At 65.9% G+C, this 18532-nt stretch carries 14 protein-coding genes; 5 read left to right on the forward strand and 9 right to left on the reverse strand.

The annotated features are described in order from the left end of the window. Positions 1-75 precede the first annotated feature (75 nt). A complete protein-coding gene (locus ACFY5D_RS21270; RefSeq protein WP_387534444.1) occupies positions 76-612 on the forward strand; it encodes a hypothetical protein in 537 nt (178 codons plus the stop codon). Between the two features lie 56 nt (positions 613-668). On the opposite strand, the gene ACFY5D_RS21275 is transcribed toward ACFY5D_RS21270, so the two are convergent. Beyond that, on the reverse strand, positions 669-1010 hold the full coding sequence (locus ACFY5D_RS21275; protein WP_387534446.1) for a hypothetical protein: 342 nt from the start codon (positions 1008-1010) through the stop codon (positions 669-671). A gap of 476 nt (positions 1011-1486) precedes the next feature. On the opposite strand from ACFY5D_RS21275, the gene mobF reads away from it, so the two are divergent. From mobF to ACFY5D_RS21295, 4 genes are all read left to right on the forward strand, one after another. Beyond that, positions 1487-5833 (forward strand): MobF family relaxase, encoded by a 4347-nt coding sequence (gene mobF / locus ACFY5D_RS21280; protein WP_387534511.1) that lies wholly within the window; start codon positions 1487-1489, stop codon positions 5831-5833. 269 nt (positions 5834-6102) lie between these two features. After that, positions 6103-6276 (forward strand): hypothetical protein, encoded by a 174-nt coding sequence (locus tag ACFY5D_RS21285; protein WP_387534448.1) that lies wholly within the window; start codon positions 6103-6105, stop codon positions 6274-6276. 556 nt (positions 6277-6832) lie between these two features. Further along, positions 6833-7816, forward strand: coding sequence for a hypothetical protein (locus ACFY5D_RS21290; protein ID WP_387534450.1), 984 nt, complete (start codon positions 6833-6835; stop codon positions 7814-7816). Continuing rightward, a complete protein-coding gene (locus ACFY5D_RS21295; protein ID WP_387534452.1) occupies positions 7813-8598 on the forward strand; it encodes a hypothetical protein in 786 nt (261 codons plus the stop codon). Before ACFY5D_RS21290 ends, ACFY5D_RS21295 begins: the two co-directional genes overlap by 4 nt. 128 nt (positions 8599-8726) lie before the next feature. Here ACFY5D_RS21295 and ACFY5D_RS21300 read toward each other — a convergent pair whose 3' ends face one another. The 8 genes from ACFY5D_RS21300 to ACFY5D_RS21335 all read right to left on the reverse strand — a co-directional run bounded on the left by ACFY5D_RS21300 (position 8727) and on the right by ACFY5D_RS21335 (position 18451). Next, positions 8727-9359 (reverse strand): hypothetical protein, encoded by a 633-nt coding sequence (locus tag ACFY5D_RS21300; RefSeq protein WP_387534454.1) that lies wholly within the window; start codon positions 9357-9359, stop codon positions 8727-8729. Then, on the reverse strand, positions 9295-11079 hold the full coding sequence (locus tag ACFY5D_RS21305; RefSeq protein ID WP_387534456.1) for a type IV secretory system conjugative DNA transfer family protein: 1785 nt from the start codon (positions 11077-11079) through the stop codon (positions 9295-9297). The genes ACFY5D_RS21300 and ACFY5D_RS21305 overlap by 65 nt, the downstream gene beginning before the upstream one ends. After that, complete coding sequence (locus ACFY5D_RS21310) at positions 11066-12664, reverse strand: ATP/GTP-binding protein (RefSeq protein ID WP_387534458.1); 1599 nt, start codon at positions 12662-12664, stop codon at positions 11066-11068. The genes ACFY5D_RS21305 and ACFY5D_RS21310 overlap by 14 nt, the downstream gene beginning before the upstream one ends. After that, entirely contained in the window at positions 12661-14157 is a 1497-nt protein-coding gene (locus ACFY5D_RS21315) for an SCO6880 family protein (protein ID WP_387534460.1), read from the reverse strand. The genes ACFY5D_RS21310 and ACFY5D_RS21315 overlap by 4 nt, the downstream gene beginning before the upstream one ends. A 2-nt stretch (positions 14158-14159) precedes the next feature. Then, on the reverse strand, positions 14160-15755 hold the full coding sequence (locus tag ACFY5D_RS21320) for a hypothetical protein (protein ID WP_387534462.1): 1596 nt from the start codon (positions 15753-15755) through the stop codon (positions 14160-14162). A 439-nt stretch (positions 15756-16194) separates the two neighbouring features. Then, positions 16195-16932, reverse strand: coding sequence for a hypothetical protein (locus tag ACFY5D_RS21325; protein ID WP_387534464.1), 738 nt, complete (start codon positions 16930-16932; stop codon positions 16195-16197). Between the two features lie 2 nt (positions 16933-16934). Further along, positions 16935-17276, reverse strand: a complete 342-nt coding sequence (locus ACFY5D_RS21330) for a hypothetical protein (RefSeq protein ID WP_387534466.1) — start codon at positions 17274-17276, stop codon at positions 16935-16937. Beyond that, a complete protein-coding gene (locus ACFY5D_RS21335) occupies positions 17276-18451 on the reverse strand; it encodes a MinD/ParA family protein (RefSeq protein ID WP_387534468.1) in 1176 nt (391 codons plus the stop codon). The genes ACFY5D_RS21330 and ACFY5D_RS21335 overlap by 1 nt, the downstream gene beginning before the upstream one ends. Between the last annotated feature and the right edge of the window lie 81 nt (positions 18452-18532).

An 18532-nucleotide genomic window follows, 5' to 3' on the forward strand; every position in this document is an offset into this window, starting at 1 on the left:
AATCCTTCGGGCCGGCATGCCCGACGCGACTTCCAACCGGTGGCTACATGAGGTGCCCGGCTATGCTGGTTCCACATGACCGCAACAGCACGTACGGAGGGGATCAGGCACCGGATGATCGACCCGCAGGCGGAAAAGTACGGTCCCGGGGCATCCATGACGCAGGAGAAGGCGGAGCGCCGCTTTTGGTCCAAGGTCATCCGCGGGCCGCGCCCTGAGCACTGCTGGATCTGGGTCGGCGCGATCGCCGATGACGGCTACGGCCGCTTCTATCTGGACGGTGCCTCGGTGCGCCCGCACCGCTACTGCCTGGCCCTGCACCAGGGATTGTCGCACCAGCAGTTGCCCGAGTTGATGCACGAGTGCGATGTTCCCCTCTGTGTGAATCCCCGGCACCTGGGCATGGGGGACCGGCGGTCCAACATGGTGGACCGGGAACGCAAACTGCGCTCCGCCAATGGATCTGGGCTGCGCTTCAGGGGCTTGCCGCGGGCGGCGATGGCCGCCCGTTCCCGCGCCCTGCGAGATGACCTCTTGGCGTATGGCTGGGATGACCGGCGCATCCATGCCATCAACGCCGGCCAAGGCGTCGACACCCCCACCCTGTTCTAAGACCCCCGCCGAGACCTTGTCCCTCGTACGGCACCGGGAAGCAACCCGGGGCATCCCTAAGCCGTGGTGTCGGCCGCATCCACCAGAGACCTCAATTCGCCCGCGGAAACCCCCAGCCGCTGGGCCACCAGCGCCCTGGATTCGCCGGCCGCGAGCATCTCCAAGACGATGCGCCCCCGCTGGATGCGCCCGGCCTCGACCGTTTGCGTCGCTTGGTCCAGGATCTGCTGCGCCTGCACCCGGGCCCGCTCCATATGTGCGGCGGACTGGTCCTCCAGCTCGAAGAAGTCGGCGGCCTTCTCGAGCAGCAGTTCGTGGCGCCGGGTCATTTCCTGCGCCTTGGTGCGCGCCTTTTCCCGGGCTGCCAACGCCGCCGCGGACTTCCGTTCCTTGGCCATGATTCCTCCCCATCCATCGAAACCTAACGGTCACCACAGGGTAAACCCGTAACCCGGCCCGCAACAGGGTTTCCGGTCCTGAACCGGGACGGCGGGTCCCGGCCTCACCCATGGTTCCCACGCACCGGTTCCGAGATTTCGGTGGACCCGTGCCGGCACCAGGCCAGAAGCGAGCACAGGCCGCCGGCCTGTGGAAAAATCGGAAACAGCGCCTCGGTTGCACACCGTCGAATCCACCGTGGATAACGAAAAGCGTGTTACCCACCGCGCATTCTCCCGTGCACAACCGCATCAACACCTTGATGGCCGCAGCATGGCACGATGCCGTTCACGTTTCCTCGTCCCTCGGAAGAACGACATCGCTACCGGTTCGCCGAGACTGCTTCCTCCTTCGTCGGACTCGTCAAACCACCATGCTTTGTCACACCTCATGCATCCTTGATAAATGAGGAGGGCGGGTTCACACTGGGGGTGTGATGACCGTGCACAAGCTCAGTGCGGGCGACGGCTACACGTATTACACCCGTGAAGTCGCCAGCGGTGATGAACTACGCGCCACGAACCGGGACCTGGGGGACTACTACCACCTCTCCGGCTACCCACCGGGACAATGGGGAGGGCGCGGAGCAGCGCACCTGGAGGTCAGCGGCGAGGTCACCGAGGCGCAGATGCAGCTGCTCTACGGGGAGGGACTTCACCCGCGCTTCGGCGAAACCAGCGACCGCACCGGCAAACCCTTCGAGCAGAAACTGGGCCAGCGCTACAAGCGCTTCACCCAGAAGGACAACACCCTCCACCACCGGATCGCCACCGCCCTGGGGGACTTCGAACGCCTGCAACACCATGCGCCCGGGGTCGATGAACGCCGGATCATCAGGGCCAAGGTCGGTGCCCGGTACTTCCGTGAACTGCACGGCCGCAACCCCGTCTCCAGGGAAGAACTCGGCCGTTTCATCTCCCAACAGATGCACCCCGCGGCCCAAGCGGTGGCCGGCTTCGACCTGGTGTTTTCCCCGCCGAAGTCGGTCTCCTACCTGTGGGGCGTGGGCGGGGAGAACACCCGGTTGCTGATTGAGCGGGCGCACCTCGAGGCAGTGGAATCGACCATGAGATACCTCGAGGACACCGCCGTATATACGCGACGGGGGAAGAACGGGGTGCTGCAGCAGGACGTGGCCGGCGGCCTCATCTACACCAGGTTCCGCCACTACGACGCCCGCGACGGGGACCCTCAACTCCACGACCACGTGGTGGTCTCCAACAAGGTGCTGGGCACCGACGAGCAATGGGGAACCTTGGACGGGGCGCTGCTGTACCAGTTCAACGTGGCTGCCAGCGAGCACTACAACCGCTGTGTCATGGAGAACGTCTGCAACGCCCTGGGCGTGGCCACCAGCGAGCGTCAGGTCCCCGGTAAACGCCCGGTCACGGAGATCGCCGGGATCGATGTGCGAGCCATCGACGCCGCATCCTCGCGCCGGGGCCAGATCCAGTCGGCTCTACGGCTGCTGGTGGACAGGTTCCGTTCCGAGCACGGCTACGAGCCCAACCGGAAGCAAATGATCAGCCTCAGCCAACAGGCAACCCTCACCACGCGCGCGGACAAGAAACACGGGAAACCGCTGGCAGAACTGGTCGCCGACTGGCAGCACAAGTTCGGGGACACGCTCGGCCTGCCGACCGGGGACGAGGCACTCCAGCAGGCCCAGCGTGCGTCCGCGGCGCTCGGGATCGGCGCATCGGGGATCTCGTTCGACCTGTCGGCGGACGAGATGCAGGGCCTCGCCGCGCAGGTGGTGCAGCGGATCGAGTCCGAACGGGCCGTCTGGGGCGAACACCATGTCCAGGCCGAAGCAACCCGCCAACTCGGCGCACTGGCCGGGCCCCGGAGGCTGCCGGACACCATGGTCTTCGCCCTCACCCGCACCGTCCTGGAGGACCATTCATTGTGTGTGACCCCGGACCTTCCGGTGCCGCAACCGGTGGCCGGCGCGATGATGGCGATACACAAATACCAGAAAGCCAAGCGCAAGCTCTACACCTCCCACACCGTCCTGAGGTCCGAAAGCAACCTGCTGGAAGCCGCGCAACGCACCATCATTCCCGTGGCCTCCCACGACCAATTCACCCGGTGCCTCAGTGCGTATGAGGGGCGGCTCGATGAGGGGCAGCGGGCACTGGCCGAGGAATTCACCTGCAGCGACCGGCTGCTGAAGATCGGCATCGGCCCGGCCGGCGCCGGCAAGACCACCGCCATGCGCCTGGTCGTGGACGCCGCCCGGGCCTCCGGCGGCAGGGTCCTGGCCGTCGCCCCGACCGCCGCCGCGGCCGCCGCGCTGGGCCGCGAAATCGGCAGCGACGCCATGACCCTGGACGCGTTCGTGCTCGGGGCCAATGAACCCACCGAACACTTTGTCCCCCTCAAACCGGGCGACATGCTCCTGCTGGACGAGGCAGGCATGGTCGGCACCGGCCTCTTCGCCCAAGCAGTGGACCTCGCCGCCGACCACGGGGCGGTGATCCGGGCGATCGGCGATGACCGCCAGCTCGGAGCCATCGGCTGCGGCGGTGCCCTGCGACTGATCGACCAATACGAACCCGCCGTCCGCCTCGAAACCGTGCACCGCTTCCGCCACCCCGACGGCACACCCAACGAGGACGAGGCGGCCGCCAGCCTGTCCCTGCGCCAGGCCCCGCTGACCGGGACCGACGACCCGTGGACGTACTACTGGGAGCACCGGCGCATCATGGCCGGAGACACGGACCTGATGGAACACCGTGTCTTCGCCGGGTGGCAAAAAGACCAAAACGCCGGGCTCCACGCCCTGATGATCGCCCCCAGCAACGCCCTGGTCGGCAGCCTGAATGACCGCGCCCAGGCCTACCGCCTGCAACTCGGCGAACTACACCCGGGGACCGGCACCCGACTGCAAAACGGGGCGCGCGCGTATGTGGGGGACGTGGTGGTCAGCCGGCGCAACGACCGGAGGCTTCCGGTGAACCGCGGCCACGACTTCGTGAAAAACAACGACGTCTGGACTGTCACCGGCATCAGGGCGGACGGGTCGCTGGATGTGCAGCACCGAGACCACCACGGCACCACGACCCTGCCCGCGGAGTATGTGCGAAACCACGTCGACCTCGGGTACGCCTCCACTATCCACCGCGCCCAGGGCATGACCTACGACAGCTCCCACTCGCTCCTGGCCGCCAGCCTGGACCGCGCCCAGGCGTACGTGGCCACCAGCCGCGGACGGTACGGCAACAAGATCTATGTGGCCCTGGAAGCGGGGGAGCACGCCCCGGGCGTGCTGGCGCGGATCGCCGCCAACACCGCGGGAAACCTGACGGCCCACGACACCGCCACCGCCGAACGCTTGCGCGCCCGCAGCCTCGAGCACCTCGGTGCCGTCTACCGGGACCTGGTCGACCAGGCCCGGGACCAGCGCCTGCGCACCCTCTTCGCCGCCCACCTGGACACCGAGGAAGCCCACCGATACTTCCGTTCCCCGGTCTGGGACGCCGTCGCCCACCACCTGGGAACCGCGGAGAACCGGGGGCTGGAGGTACACCGGCTCATCCAGGACGCCCTGGACGTGGGCGAGATCGAATCCGCGCACGACCGCTCGGCCGTGATGGCCTGGAGGCTGGAACGACTCATGGAAAGCCGCGAACGCCTCCTGGCCGAGGCGCGACGCCCGCTCAAGGACATACCTGCCGGGCACCTCCGGCACCTGCGCGACCTCGCCCTCGCGCGCCACCACGGCATCCTTAACGAACCCGCCGCCCTGGCGACCGCGGGGGCCAAGCCGTGGCGGCACCGCCTCTACGGGCACCTGGGGGATGACGAACTCGCCGCGCGGATCACCCGGACCGAGGATGAACGCGACCGGCAGATCCCCTCCGACCCGGAAAACAAGACCCAAGAACTTGAATGGGCGCTGGACAGGCTGCATCAGGAGCGATCCCTGCGGCAGACCCTGCCCGACGATGTCCACCGGGCCGAGACGTTCCAACGAGAACGCACCGCCCGCATCCACGGTGCCGACATCATCGTGGAACGGATCAACGACGAACTTCAACTGCGCTCCCTCGTGGAGCAGCGTGAACACGAAACCCCGCGGGACTTGCCGGAATGGTTCGCGCCCACAGCGCACGTCTGGAAGCCCGAGACCCCCGCCGCCTGGGCCACGCAAATCCGGCAGTACCGAGACGTGGTGAAACGCGAATTCACCCGTGTTGGTGCCGAACTGGCCGAGAACCCACCGCCGTGGCTCCACGATTTGGGGCCGGTGCCCCGCCGCGCGGACCGCCACCGGGAGTGGCGCGACCTGGCCGCCGAGGTCGCCGCCTACCGACACACCTACAACATCCCCGATAGCGAACCGGGCCTCGTCCCCAAGGAACACCGGGACAATCCCCTGGCCAAGGACTTCAGGACGCGTGCCACCGCACTGCACAAGCACAGCAGCCTCACCACGAAGCCCCCGCTCACCCCGGGGGAACGTACCGTGGAGCGCATCGAGGCCGAACTGGCCGCCGCCCCCAATGCGGTGCCGACGGCGGCCGAGGCTGCGATCGCCGAACTGCGCCGCCGGCGCCACGAAAGGAACCACCCGGTCCAGCCGGCAACCGAGGATGCCGGGAACGAGCCGGTCGCTGCGCCCGCACCCGCAACGAACCCGGGCGGGGACGCCGGGGAACCGACGTTGCGCGAGAGACTGGAGCGTCTCCAAGAAACTCGTACCCCCAAGGTCCGCAAGGCCCGGCGGGGCGAGGACCCCGGGACCGGGCCGGATGCCGAGGGACCGCGACTGGGATGACCGGCGCCGCATGGTAGGTGGACGGAGCCATCGCGAGGGCATGAATTTCATGGATCGGCGGCGGCACCGCTTTGAATTGGTTGCGGTAAGCCGAACGGCGGCGGGACAGCGTGACGGGAACGTTCTGTCCAGGGCACAATTTTTGGGGTTTCCGCACGTAGCATTGATTCACGAGTCCACAAGGTTGTCTCCGGCCGTCCCTTTGCATCGCCGGGATCGGTGATGCGGGCCATGGACGTTGCGCCGATGTGGTGCGGGAAGGATATGGCATGACGATGACTGAGCAGCGACGCAACTGGGTCATCGAGGCCGCCCACAGCATGAGCCTTGAGGGCCTTGAAGTCAGTGACGACTGCCGTGCGGAGTCCGAGGAATATGTTGCTGGAAAAGTGACATCCGACGAGCTGGTAAGAAAAGCGCGTGCCCGGTTTGGGCTCGACTGACTTCGACGGCTCCGCGCCCGATCCCTGGACCGACCCAACAACGGGCATTCTCAAGAACCTCGTTGGAGCCACAACCAGCCAACAACTTGCAGCTGCCGAAGCCGATCTTGTCGCCGTCCGCCTGGTGTAGCTGCGCAACAGCGTCCACATTGAAGCAACTGCAAGTTCAGGACTCCCGGCCACACAAAGATCCTTGGTCCAGGTAGGAACTAATGAGGCCACGTTCTTTGGTACCGGAATAGTCGAACTGCCCCGAAAAGGGGTTTCGTATGTTCGTTTCGAAGTCTCACAGCCCCGTAAGAGGGTCCCCGGGCGGCGTGAGTGCGACCGACTTCCCTTGATCAAAAAATCGGTGCGTTTCCGCGGCCGCCAAATTTCAACAACACCTGCCAAGGTCTATTTTGACCGGTCGAGGACACCACCTGCGGTGGTGAACCCTACTCGGTCGTCCGGCCGCACGGGTTTCTGGAAAAATTTGCCATTATACTCATGCATGTGATGAACTGTCCAACAAGAAACAACCCGCTACTCGGGATGAAACTTGTTGGAGGGTCGCATGAATGTCGATGTGGTTGCACTGCTGCGCGAGCTCGACATCGGAATCGCCGAGGGAGCCACCGAGCGCAGCTGGCTCCTGCGCTTGCCGTCGGGGGAATCCTTCCTGGTGGAGCCGACCGTGTCCCTGGATCACGTAACCTCCCATGCGGTCCGCAACGTTTCCTCCCATCGCAGTTCCCCGGTTGGTCCCCTGTTCGTCGGTCGCACCATCACTCCCGGCATGCTCGAGCAGGCCAAGGCGGGGCATTTCGACGTCCTCACCGAGCACCCGCTCCGGCTGGTGATTCGAGGATCCGTTTACGCGAGCGAGGATCCAGTCCAGGCCCCGGTACGGAGACGTCCCTCCGGCCGGGCAGCGTGGGTTCGCTGGGCGGTGGGCCGCTGCCTGCTTCTTTCCACCGGGCCGCAGCGACAGCCGGTGATCGCCGATCTTCTGGGCACCAGCCAGCAATCCGTCTCCAATGCCGCCCGCCAGCTGGGGGACTTGGTCGCAGACGGCGGGCGCGGACTGGCGGCCGTCGACAAGGAGGCGTTGCTGGGGCATTGGGTGGAGGAATACTCCGGTCCCGGCGGGCAGGAATTCGGCTGGTACAGCCTGGACCCGATTGCCGAGCAGACGCTCAAGGCCGCGAAAGCCGCCGAGCTTTGTGATGCCAGTCCGCTGGTAAGCGGCGACGTGGCTGCAGACCGGCTGGCTCCGTGGAAATTGCCCTCCCGTGGCCGTATCTACGTCAACCGTCCCATCGACCTGGGCGACGACGGCTTCGTCCCGGCGCCCGTGGAGGAAGCCACGCTCATCACGTGCATACCCCGGGACCCAACACTGTGGCGCCTTGCCCGTGCCATGCCATCCCCGTGCTCCGGGGTATCTGCCCTGGCTGATGCCGTCATGGTCTACTGGGATGTCCTGGCCAGCGGCGACACGGACAGTGTGGAGGCCGCCGGCCACCTCAAGAAACTCATCATCAGGAGCAATCAGTGACGGACGCGATCGAACCGATCAAGGTGCGCGTCCACGCCCTCAGCATCTCGGATGTGCTGGGCTACCGTGCCCAGCAGGCCGTGGCCCAGGCGGTGGCAGATCGCGGCGACTATCGAATCATCGGCGGTCACATGGTCCGCATGCTGCTTCACGTCTACCTGACGGCGAACGCGGTGCTTCGGTCCACGGCGGATGCGGACGCCGCGCTGGGAAGCGTCGAGGTTCTTGAGCCGGTGACCCAGAACCTGGTTGCCGCGAACTTCACCAAGGAGGGCGGGAACATCCTGTTCAAGGATGTTGGTGCCGAACAGCGGATCGAGATCAACCTGTTGCTCGCCCGGACCGGAGCAGCCCAGGGCATCCGGGCGCAGTCGGTCCCCGGGGTCGGCCAGATCGACACCTTGCCCGAGCTGCGGTTCGCCTTGATGACCCCGGCACTGGTCATCGACGTCGAAGCGCATCTCGATGACACCGAAGTCATCGAGTACCAGACCCGGATCCCCAACCTGGAAGCAGCAGCGGTCCTCAAGGCCCATAGCTGGAAGGACCGCGGATCGGAGAAGGACCTGGCCGACCTGCACAGCCTGCTCGAAATTCGTGACGCGCACCCGAGCACCGAGTGGCTCCTGGGTGACCCGGATCCGATCGGGTTCCGCAAGGACACTGCGCGCATCCTGAAGGACCTGGCAGGCAAGGTCACGCGGAAGAACGCCGGGTTCCCGGTACCGGGCTATCTGAACCGGCTTCGGTTCGCTGCACTCATCTCAAGGCATATCGCCTAAGCGGAGGAAAGCGAAGGCCCCCTGGGGTATTTGCTACCGGGTTTCCATTCATGTGCGGATGCATCCACTGGAAGTCACAGCGGGACCCCTCATGGGGGACGCGGCGACATATCCTTCGTGCCTTGAGGCTAGCCGTGGAACCGCTTGTCGGCAGCCGAATCGCTCCGGTGGGTTAAAGATTCCAGCCACTCGCGGAATTCCAGGTGGTTCTCTCGGCCCGTGTCCGGGCGCCGTGGTTCCCGGTGGGCGCCGAGGCAGTTGCCCCAGCCGGCTGCCTTGTCACCGGACAACCGCTTGATCGCGGGGTAGAGGATCCGGTCGTGCCAGTACGCCGGGGCATCGTTGGGTTCATCGCTCCCGCAGTATGCGGCCTGCCAGGCCACGAACACGGCCACCAGTTCCTGGACGACGGCGCTGTGGTGGAACCAGCACGGCGGGATCACGTGTTCCTCGACCCCGGGGTAGGTTTCGTTGTACCAGTCGATCCAGTCGAAGAGCTGGCCGAGGATCTTGCGCCGCTGCTTCTCGGTCCCGTCCTTCAGGTTCCACGGGGCCGGATCCTGTGCAGCGGGGGAGCTGCCCGGTTGTTCGAGGTGCTTGACCAGGGCGGCCAGCGTTTTCTGCTGCTCCTGCAGGGCCTTGTGGAGGTGTTCGAGCTTGTCGTCGTGCTCGAGCACGATTTCCGCCAACGTGCCCTCAGGTTCCCCGGCGGAGGAAGGTGAAGCGTTCCCCGAGGCGCCCGATGAATCGTCCGCGTCCATGGCCTCGCACCTCCGCCCCGGGTTCCTCATCGACGGGCAGCTTCCCGCACATTCTCTCGGCCTGCCGGCTCTGCTCCTTGAGCAGTTTCCAGTCCTTGCGCTCCCACAACGGGTGCATCCGCCCGACGAAGGGAGGCAGGTTCCGATACACCACCAGAGCCTGGCCGACGCGTAGGTGCTTGATCTCCTCGGCCTTCATCACCTGCACCTCCTCGAGGCTGGTGGTCGTTGAGCCTCCGCCGCGGCCGGTGGATCGGCTGCGGCGTTGCCGGTGCTTGGTGCCCATTTCCGCCGCGTAGTCCTTCAGGGCCTCGCGCTTGAGCCCGGGCATCAGCACGACGACGTTTGCTGTCTCCTGGATGGCCCTGGCCGCGTCGGTGCCCCACCGTGCCTCGTTCTGGGCGAAGGACTGCGAGAACCCGAGCACCCGGATGCCGCGTCCCCCGGATTCGGAGAGCACCGCCGGCATGTCCCGGATGGCCGCCACGTTCGGTGCCTCGTCCAGGAACATGGTGAACACCGGCCAGAGGCGTCCCCCGGCCCGCTGCTGGGACAGGCGTTTGGCGGTGCGGAACACGAAGTCGGTGAACATCGTCACCAGGGGTGCCAGCGGTGAGGCGTCCCCGTCGGCGATCACATAGACGGTGTTGCGTCCGGACAGGAATGCCTCGGCGTCGAAGGCGGCGCGTCCCTCGGGGACCAGCTGGGCGAGCACCCTGCCGGAGGCCAGAGGTTCGAAGAGGCCCTGCAGGGTCATCTTGATGCCGTCCACCGCTTCCCCAGCACGCGAGGAGCGCAGGTCCACCAGTCTGGCAACGAAGGGCTCGGGTGCGCCGTGGCGGCGGAGGATTTCCACGGGTTCGGCGTCGGTGAAGTCCGCGGCCCAGCGCATGACATCGCGCAGGTCCCTACCCTCCAGTGCCGCGGCGTGCAGAAGGCGCCCGAGCACGGCGGCGGCCTGGTCGGCGAACCAGTCCCCGCCCTTCACGTTCCCCTTCGAGGTGGCCCTGGCCCAGGCCTTGCCGCGGGCCAGGGCCTCGTCCTCGTCCTGGCAGCCGCGCACCGGATCCCACACCACCTGGTGCGGCCAGCCGGTGATCTGTTCCAGGTCGAACGCGGACACCCGGCCGACGTCCAGGCGGGGGACCGCGGTGTGGGTAAGGACATCGACCTTGGTGGAGGTCGCCAGGACTGGCCCCGGGGCGCCGAGGATGCCGGGGGCCACGATCGTGAGGGTCTTGCCGGCGCGGGCCGGGGCGTAGGTCCAGCACGAATCCTCGAACTGCATGTACAGGGATTTCCTGCCGTTGGGTGTTGCGGCCATGCTCACCACCAGGTCCCGGTCCTTGGTCCCGGGCGGGACCCGCAGGGCCTTGCGCGCATGATTGGCGGCACGCCGCAGGGACAACGCCCGCAGGGTGCCGGGGGAGGGGCCCGGCTCGTTCTCCCTGGACCGCAGGCCTTTGGTGCCTTCCATGACCACGGCCGCGGCCAGGACCAGACCCACGAACAGGCCCAGGGCGATGAAGGTGGAGGCGAACGGCCATGCGACCCGGCCCCGCACGAGGCCCGCAGCCAGGTCCCGGGCATTCCAGGAGATGGCCGATCCGGTGGGGGTGATCGCCTCGCCCAGGTTCAGGGCCGCATAGGGGACGGCGAGCACGAGGGCCAGCACGAGCAGCGGGCCGGCATTGGTGCCCCGTGGCCTAGTCCCTGGCATGTTGCACCTGCCTCATGGCCCCGTCGGTGTCGGTGAGTGTCACCTCGCTGGGGCTGCGCAGGTGCCGGGCCCTGATCGGCACCTCGCTGCCGATCTTGAGCAGGCAGCTGCCGGTGGCCAGCTTGAGGATGTCGAGGTAGCTGGAGGCCGGCAGGTCGTACATCTCCAGGACCGCCCGCGCGTCTGCAGGTTTCTTTTGCTGGTAGATGAAGATGGTGTCGCATTCCTTGATGATCGCCTGCGCCGTGGAGCCCTCGGGGACATCGCTGATGTGGTGGAACGCGAAATGGCTGGAGAGCCCCAGCGCACGGGAGAGCTTCAGGTTCCGGGCGATCACCTCCGCCACCGTCCCGCGCACCAGATGCCAGGCCTCCTCGACCAGCAAATGGGTGGGCCGGTTCTGGGTGCGGCGGTGCAGCATGTTCGCCAACCACGTGTTCACCAGCGTCATCACGATGGCCAGAGCGGGGCCCGCTTCGGGAAGATTGGACACATCGAACACCGTCAGCCCCTCACCGAGCTGGACCTCGGGGGAGGTCTCCCCGTCGATGAGGCCTGCAAGGTCGTCGCTGATCAGCCGCTCGAGTTCGAAGGCGATTTCCAGGCCCCAGCCGCGCAACTCCGCCCGCGGGACCTCCACCTCCCGCGCGTCCTCCTCGTCCGGGTGCAGGAGCGCGTCCATGACGTGGCTGATGGTCGCCACATAGCCGTGCTCGGCGGCATTGCGCAGGGCCCGGCGATGGGCGGTGCGCAGGGCCTTGCCCTCGAACGGGGTCAGGGGACGGGCGAGGGCTTCCTCGGTGACGGCCCGCAGCAACATGGACTGCCCGGCCGGGGCCCCGGCGTGCCCCTCGTCGTGGTCCCCGGCACCGATCCGCGGGTCCAAGATGTTGATGCAGGATCCGCCGCCGCCGATCCTGAAGGCGATCGGTTCGCGTCCCAGATGCCGGCACAGGGGAGCATATTCGCCTTCCCCGGTGCCTTTCTGGCGTTTCTTGTCCAACACGACGATGTCCCGGCCCAGGACCAGGGGCCGGAGGAGTCCCCAAGTTTTCATGGCCGAGCTTTTCCCGGACCCGACGTCCCCGATGTAGCAGACGTTCGGGTTCTGCACGGTGTGCCCGTAGGCGAAGAACGGGTCGTGGCTGATGATCCACCCGGTGCCGGTGTCCAGCCCGAAGATCAGCCCCTTGTGGTTGGTCGGCGGTGCCGCGACGGCCAGCAGGCTGGCCTCCATTTGCCGGGTGGAGGACGGGGCGCCGGGCGGGGCCGGGTCATAAAGCCCCAGCTTGGAGCCGGTGGCAAGCCTGCGGTGGGCGTGCCAGCGCAGGTCGTTGGAGGAACCGTCGGTGGTTCCCGGATCCGCTGCTTTCCGGGGTTTCTTTCCGCGCCGGAGACTGTCCTTGGCCCCGGCGCCGTCGTTGCTTGTCTCCGGCGACGGGCGCCCCTGTCCGGTCGTGGTTGAGGTCGTGGCTTGGGGCGCGCTATCGTCGCGGGGTTGGTCCGTCCGCCGGCCGTCGTTTGTTCGTGGTTTCACGTCGTGCACCCTCGACCGACCCGGAAGCTTGTCCTTGATCAGGCTCATGGCCGGATCCCCCGTCCCAGGGGCAGCACGGCGGCGAGGGCCAGGTCCTGCTTGCGGTCCAACCATTCGATGTGCCGCACCCCGGCATTGGAGGCGGCGGCCTCCAAGTGGGTGGCGACCGATTCGAGCTGGTCCTCGCGTTCCACCGTGTAGCTCAGGTATGCGGCCCACGCGGCCCCGTGGTGGCCCTGCCCGGGCATCAAATCCTGGGCTCGTTGCTCGGAGGCTCCCAGCATCACCTCGTCCGTGCCGTCCGAGAGCATGCCCTTCTTGGCACGTTCACGCTTCTTCGCATGGTCCCGGGTCCGGTGCCGGCGCGCCCTGGCGCGCGCCTGTTGGCTGTCCTGAAGGGCGTTGATCCACGACACCGAGTGGATCACCGGCGGGTAGATTCCCGACACCAAGTGCTTCAGCGCCTGGACCGGGAGTTCCCCGACCTCGAACCCGTCCCGCGGGATGTAGCCCACCCGGGTGAAGCCCTTCCCGTTGACTTGGACCCCGTGCCTGGACGCGCCCCCGTCAAGGTGCTGCCAGACCCGGTCGATGGACGCCGCCTCGTAGTCGTCGATGGCGTACGTGTAGGGGTCCTGGCAGTGGGCGAAGAGGGACGCCACCAGGGAATTGTCCAGCGGTCTGAACGCCGTGATGGCGTTCAGGGTGACGGCCAGTTCCATGACGGCCCGTGCCTCGTTGGTGATCGCCCGGTACGTCCCCTCGAGGCCGCCGCCGTTGGCCGCGCCCATCCGGGCCAGGACCACGGACGAATTGAATCTCAGCACCACGTAGGACCGGTGTTGTTCGGCCCGCGCATCGGCTTCCAGACAGAGGTCCTGGTAGGAACGCAGCACCTCGTCGTTCGCATCGGGGGAAACGTAGGCGGCCAGCCACTGGGTGTGGTCGGTGATGTCGGAGGGCACCGAGCGGGCAAAGGACTGGACATGGCTGACCGGCGAGGTCCGTCGGGCGCAGCGTGCCAGGACCTGTCCCCACCCGATGTGTGCCGCGTCCTCGAAGTCCTCTTCCTGGACCCCGCTGGCCGCCCCCTGGACCTCGAAGACGACGGTGTAGTAGGACGGGCCTCCGGCCTGTTGGCGGAAAATTGATGCGGTGCCCCGGGTGGAGTAGGGGACCTCGGTGATCCTCACATCCCCCACCATCACGGGTGCCGTATCCCGTGACATCTTCGAGGATCCGGTGGCCAACGCGGGGTCAAAGACGTTTCGACCGGTGCGACGCCGGTACACGGCATAGACGCGTTCGACCAGCAACCCGGCGGGACTGCGGCCACCCCAGATGGAGGCGGGGGAACTTAGCGCCACCCCGGTGACACCCATGAGGACGGCCAGGAAGAACGTCCCGAGGTTGTCCCCGCCGGCAAAGCCAATGACCAAGGCCAGCAGCAGGCTGGCCAGCGCGAGGGCCCATTCATAGGCGGTGCGCCCTCCGGCATCGCGGGCACGGATTTCCCCGCCCAGAATGACACTCCGTGACATGGTCATTCCCCCCAGTTCTTGGGAACCATGGCCTCGGAGGCTTCACGTGCACGACGGGCCCCTTCCCGCCCGGCATGCAAGGCCCCCACGGCACCGGCTTGCAGGGGTTTCACCGACGCGCGGGCCACGGCCCCGGCCGCACTACCCAGGACGCTGCCGGTCGACCGCGACTTACGCCCCGGGGTTTGGTCCGGATGCCCGGACGATGGCACGCTTCCGGCATGGTTGTCCGCAGTATCGGCGACGGACGCCGGGACCCCGGAGGCGGGAACACCCGGTGTCCCGTGTGCTGGCTGATTCGGGCGCGGGGCTGTTGAATTGTTTCCGGGGTCCCCGGAGCTGCCTTGCCGCGGCGAACCGGGCTCGGGTTGTGAGCCATCCTTGTTCCTGCCAACTCCGGTACGTCCGCTGGACTTCGTAGTGCCCGTTCGATGACCACTTTCCTTCCCCGCAGCGGAGCCTCCGGCACGAGAAAACGCCGGCCCGCCGGGCCTAGCATGGCCTCCGCCCGAACCAGGGACGGGACTTCCCCCGAAGCCGCCGGAATCAGCTGGGCCAGCACCGCCCGATCCGCCTCGGGCACCCCAACTACCGGGGCTTCCTGCCCGGCCGGTGGATGATGCCCCGCCGCGTTTGGAGGAGATCGACCGCGACACCGCAGCCCCGGCCCCGGCAGCCACCGCCGCGCCGGCCACATTGGGCCCGCCCCCGAACTGGAAATCGTTGGCCGGCATCGCGGGCATCAACCGGAAAACCGCGGCCGGGGCAAACAACACGGCGATCAACACCATCGCCGTCACGGCAAGGCTGACCGCCGTGGAAAGTACACCGTTCGCCTCCGACGTGAGCACTTCCTGGTGCGCAAGGATCCAGAAGATCCCGCCCAAGAGCAGATACAGCACCGGCTTCAGGAACATCAGCCCCAGCACCGTGGTGCCGACCTTGAGGGCGTACGGCTTGGTGCGGGGGTGGATGAACATGCCGACCAGCAACGCCAACGCCAGCGCTGCCGAGGCCTGCAGGAACGGCACCATGGCCAAGTAGATCAACACGCCCCACGAGCCAATCAACAACAGGCCGAAGAAGAGCAGGGCAATCAGGGGGCCGAACCATTCGGTGGATTCCAGGGCCCCGAAGCGCGCGATGACGACAATGAAGTCGGTGACCTGGGATCCCGCGAATGCCCCCGTCCCTGCCGCCAGCCCCGAGGACCACTCGCCGAGTTGGTGCATCAGCGGTGGACCCCAGACGGCCAGGATGGCACCGCCGGGTGCGTAGTACATCAGGGCGTTTTGGTAGGCATCGTCGGACATTTCCCCGCGGCTGTAGGAATGATGGAGCGCGAAGATCATCAGCCCCATGAGCACCAGCCCGACGCCGGCAAAGGTCGCCCACATGCTCCGGAACCCTTGGTCCCCGGGATCAAAGGAAGACACGGTGGTGATTTGCTCGAGGACCTTCTGGGCGGAGCTCACGCTTTCGGCCTTGGCGGTGTTGGCCATTTTTTCAAGCTCGGACTGCGGATCGGCAATGAACTTCGCAACGGTTATTCCACCCTCGGCAAGCCCGAGGACCACACGCCCATTGGGCGATTGCATCAGTGCAACCTTCATTAGTGGGCCACCAAAACGCTGGAAAGCAGCCATTAGATTCTTTGCCTCGCATTGGTGCGCAGCTCGTATCGGCGCACCTTCCACTCTCAGCGCTTCGCAGATGCCCATGGGTATGCGCGCCATTCCAAGGGCATGTTCGGCCGTGGGCCAGACATGAACCGATGCCCGTCTCACCAGATCTTCGCAGCCGGACCCCTTGCCCAGGAGGCTGTAGAACAGGAAATCTCCGCACCGTTCCTTGGCGTTTTCCTTGATGAGGGAATCCCTGATTTCGAGTTTCTGCACGGGATCCAGCTTTTGGAACCTCTTCCACTGGTCCGGAGTCATGCTTGCCGGAACCTCGTCAACAGCCAACGCAGCGGGCGCCGTCGTCAGCTGGACTGCAAAAACGGCAAAGAAGACCAAAGCCAGCATCTTGAAGAATCTAATGCGCTGCATTGTTCACCACCATCCACCCTTCGCGACTGATCGCCTGGCCATCGTCGGCGGTGAATAGCGCGTCGATGATCTCTTTGGATACCTCGGGAACGGTATCCGTTTGCAATTCAAGACTGAGCGATTCGGATGCGGTGATATTTGTCAGAGAACCAAGCTTCCAATCTCCGTCTTGCCAGAGCACTTCCAATGGTGCGGCCTGGAGCATTACAGACGGGCTGGTATCGGGATAGCGGAGCGTGCTGATGTCTGACACGATCACTCGAACAATTTTCCCCGCCTCACAGTTCAAAGGCTTGAATATCCCAAGTGTCTGAACGTCAGCAGAAACGAAGTCCTTGAGACCGTATTTCTTCACAAGCTCATCAGTGATTTCGATCCTTGAACCTAGAGCCGTCGGATCAGCCGAAACGAGTAGAAGTGTTTCGCGCGTTTTTGCCCATTTTGAATCGGTTGTTTGGATCGCTCTGCGATAGTTGATGGCTGCCGCATACGCGCCCTCACACGTCGGCGGATACCCGATGGGTGTCACCCCGTCGGGACCCAACTTCGTGCCTCCTTCGCCGGCTTTCACCGGCGAGATCTCGAAGCCCTCGGCATTGGTGCCAAGCGATGCACCGGGACTTGGTTCAGTGGCGCGTTTGCCGGACAGCATGATGCTCGCCGTGACGACGGAGGCGACCAGCAGCACCAGGACCGTGATGAGCAGTGCACGCTTCCGGGTCATGGCTACAGCATTCCCGCCACGGCCAGCAGGGCGCCCAGGATGATCCCGGCGATCGCCGTGCCAAAGAACGCGATGGCCGAACGCTTGGCCCCCGATGAGCCGTCCTCGACGTCATCGATGTTCCCGCGCTGCCCGGCCATGCCCCACTTGGCCAGGTTCCAGAGGAACGCGGCGGCGATGGCCGCCAATGCAAGGGCCCAGATGGCGCCCAGGACCAGGGTGACCATGTTGGAGAACTTCACGCCCAACAGCTCCAGGTTGGGGGAGACCCCGTCCAGGGGGTTGGGGCCGGCGGCCGTGAGGCCGAGGGCCAGCAGGGAGGTGAGAGTCGGGTGCGTGATCATCAGCTCCGTGTTCCTTTCAATGCCGGGTTCTTCTTCTCGTCCACCGCCCAGGCATAGAGCCCCTCGGCAATGCGGGCACAGACGCGTTCAAAGGCCCTGCGGGTTTCATCGCTGACCAATTGCCAATCGATGATGGCCCCGGTGTCCAGGGCCGGATCGAAGGGGATGTCCACGATGTGTCCGCGGTCCCCGATCGCCTCGGCGATGAGCTCCCGCAGGCGGCCGCGTTCCTTCGGGCTTGCCTGGGTGCGCTGGGAACTCGGGGTGACCACGACGACCGCGCGGCGGCACAGTTCCTCGTAACGCGGCACGCCCTCGAGATAGCTCATGGACTCGAGCTGCTCGATCATCCGCAGCATGGACGCGACGGAGTTTTGCTTCAGCGTCACGGGGATGACCAGCTGGTCCGTTTCATCCAGGCAGGCGAGCCAGTTTTCGGCGCGGGTGTTGTTTCCCGAGTCCACGACCACGATGTTGTAGAAGCGTTCCACCACCGCGCGGATGGCATTGAATTCGGCGTTCCCGATCATTTTCATCCGCTCGGGATCCTCATCGGAGATCAGGGCCGAGAACCTGTTGTTTCCCTGGTGGCGGGTATAGAAGGACAGGTCGCCCTTGCGGGTGTGTTCCGCCTGCAGCTTGGGCAGCTCTTCGAGGAGATCGCAGATGGTGGTGCGTGAACCGTTGGAGTTGGTCCTGATGCCCAGGGTCCCCATCGTTTCGTTGTTGTCCCAGACCAGTGTGTCCAGGGTGCTGTGGATGCCGAAGGTGGAGCCGATGCCCACACTGGTCATCGTCTTGCCGGCCCCGCCCAGCGGTTGGGTGACGAACACGGTCATGGGGCGCGGGAACACCCGTTGAATCGTGGAAATGTCGCTGCGGCGTTCTAGCTCGGCGTGGCCAGCCGGGGGATTCCAGAGCCCCGCGGTGAGAGTCCTGGCCCATCGTTGCCATCCGTCGCCGGCCGGCAGCTGCTGGTCCACGTTTTCTTCCTTGAGGACGGCGGCGCTCCTGCGTCCCCGGACCAATCCGGCGGGCGGTTGGGGTGGTGTCTGGCCGTTTGGCTGGATGTTCTGGTCAGGTGGTTTTTCCGGCGGTTCCGTGAGGGGTTTGAGTGCGGTCACGGCTGCAGTGCGTCGTCGAGCCGATCCCGGCCAGTCAGGTTCCACGGTCATGATGACCTCCTTATACCTCGTGGCCCTAGAGTAACATTCCACTTAGAGATAGTCTCTAGGTCAACGAGATGAAACTTTTTT

The sequence above is a fragment of the Paeniglutamicibacter sp. NPDC012692 genome (assembly GCF_042901625.1).
Lineage (GTDB): Bacteria > Actinomycetota > Actinomycetes > Actinomycetales > Micrococcaceae > Paeniglutamicibacter.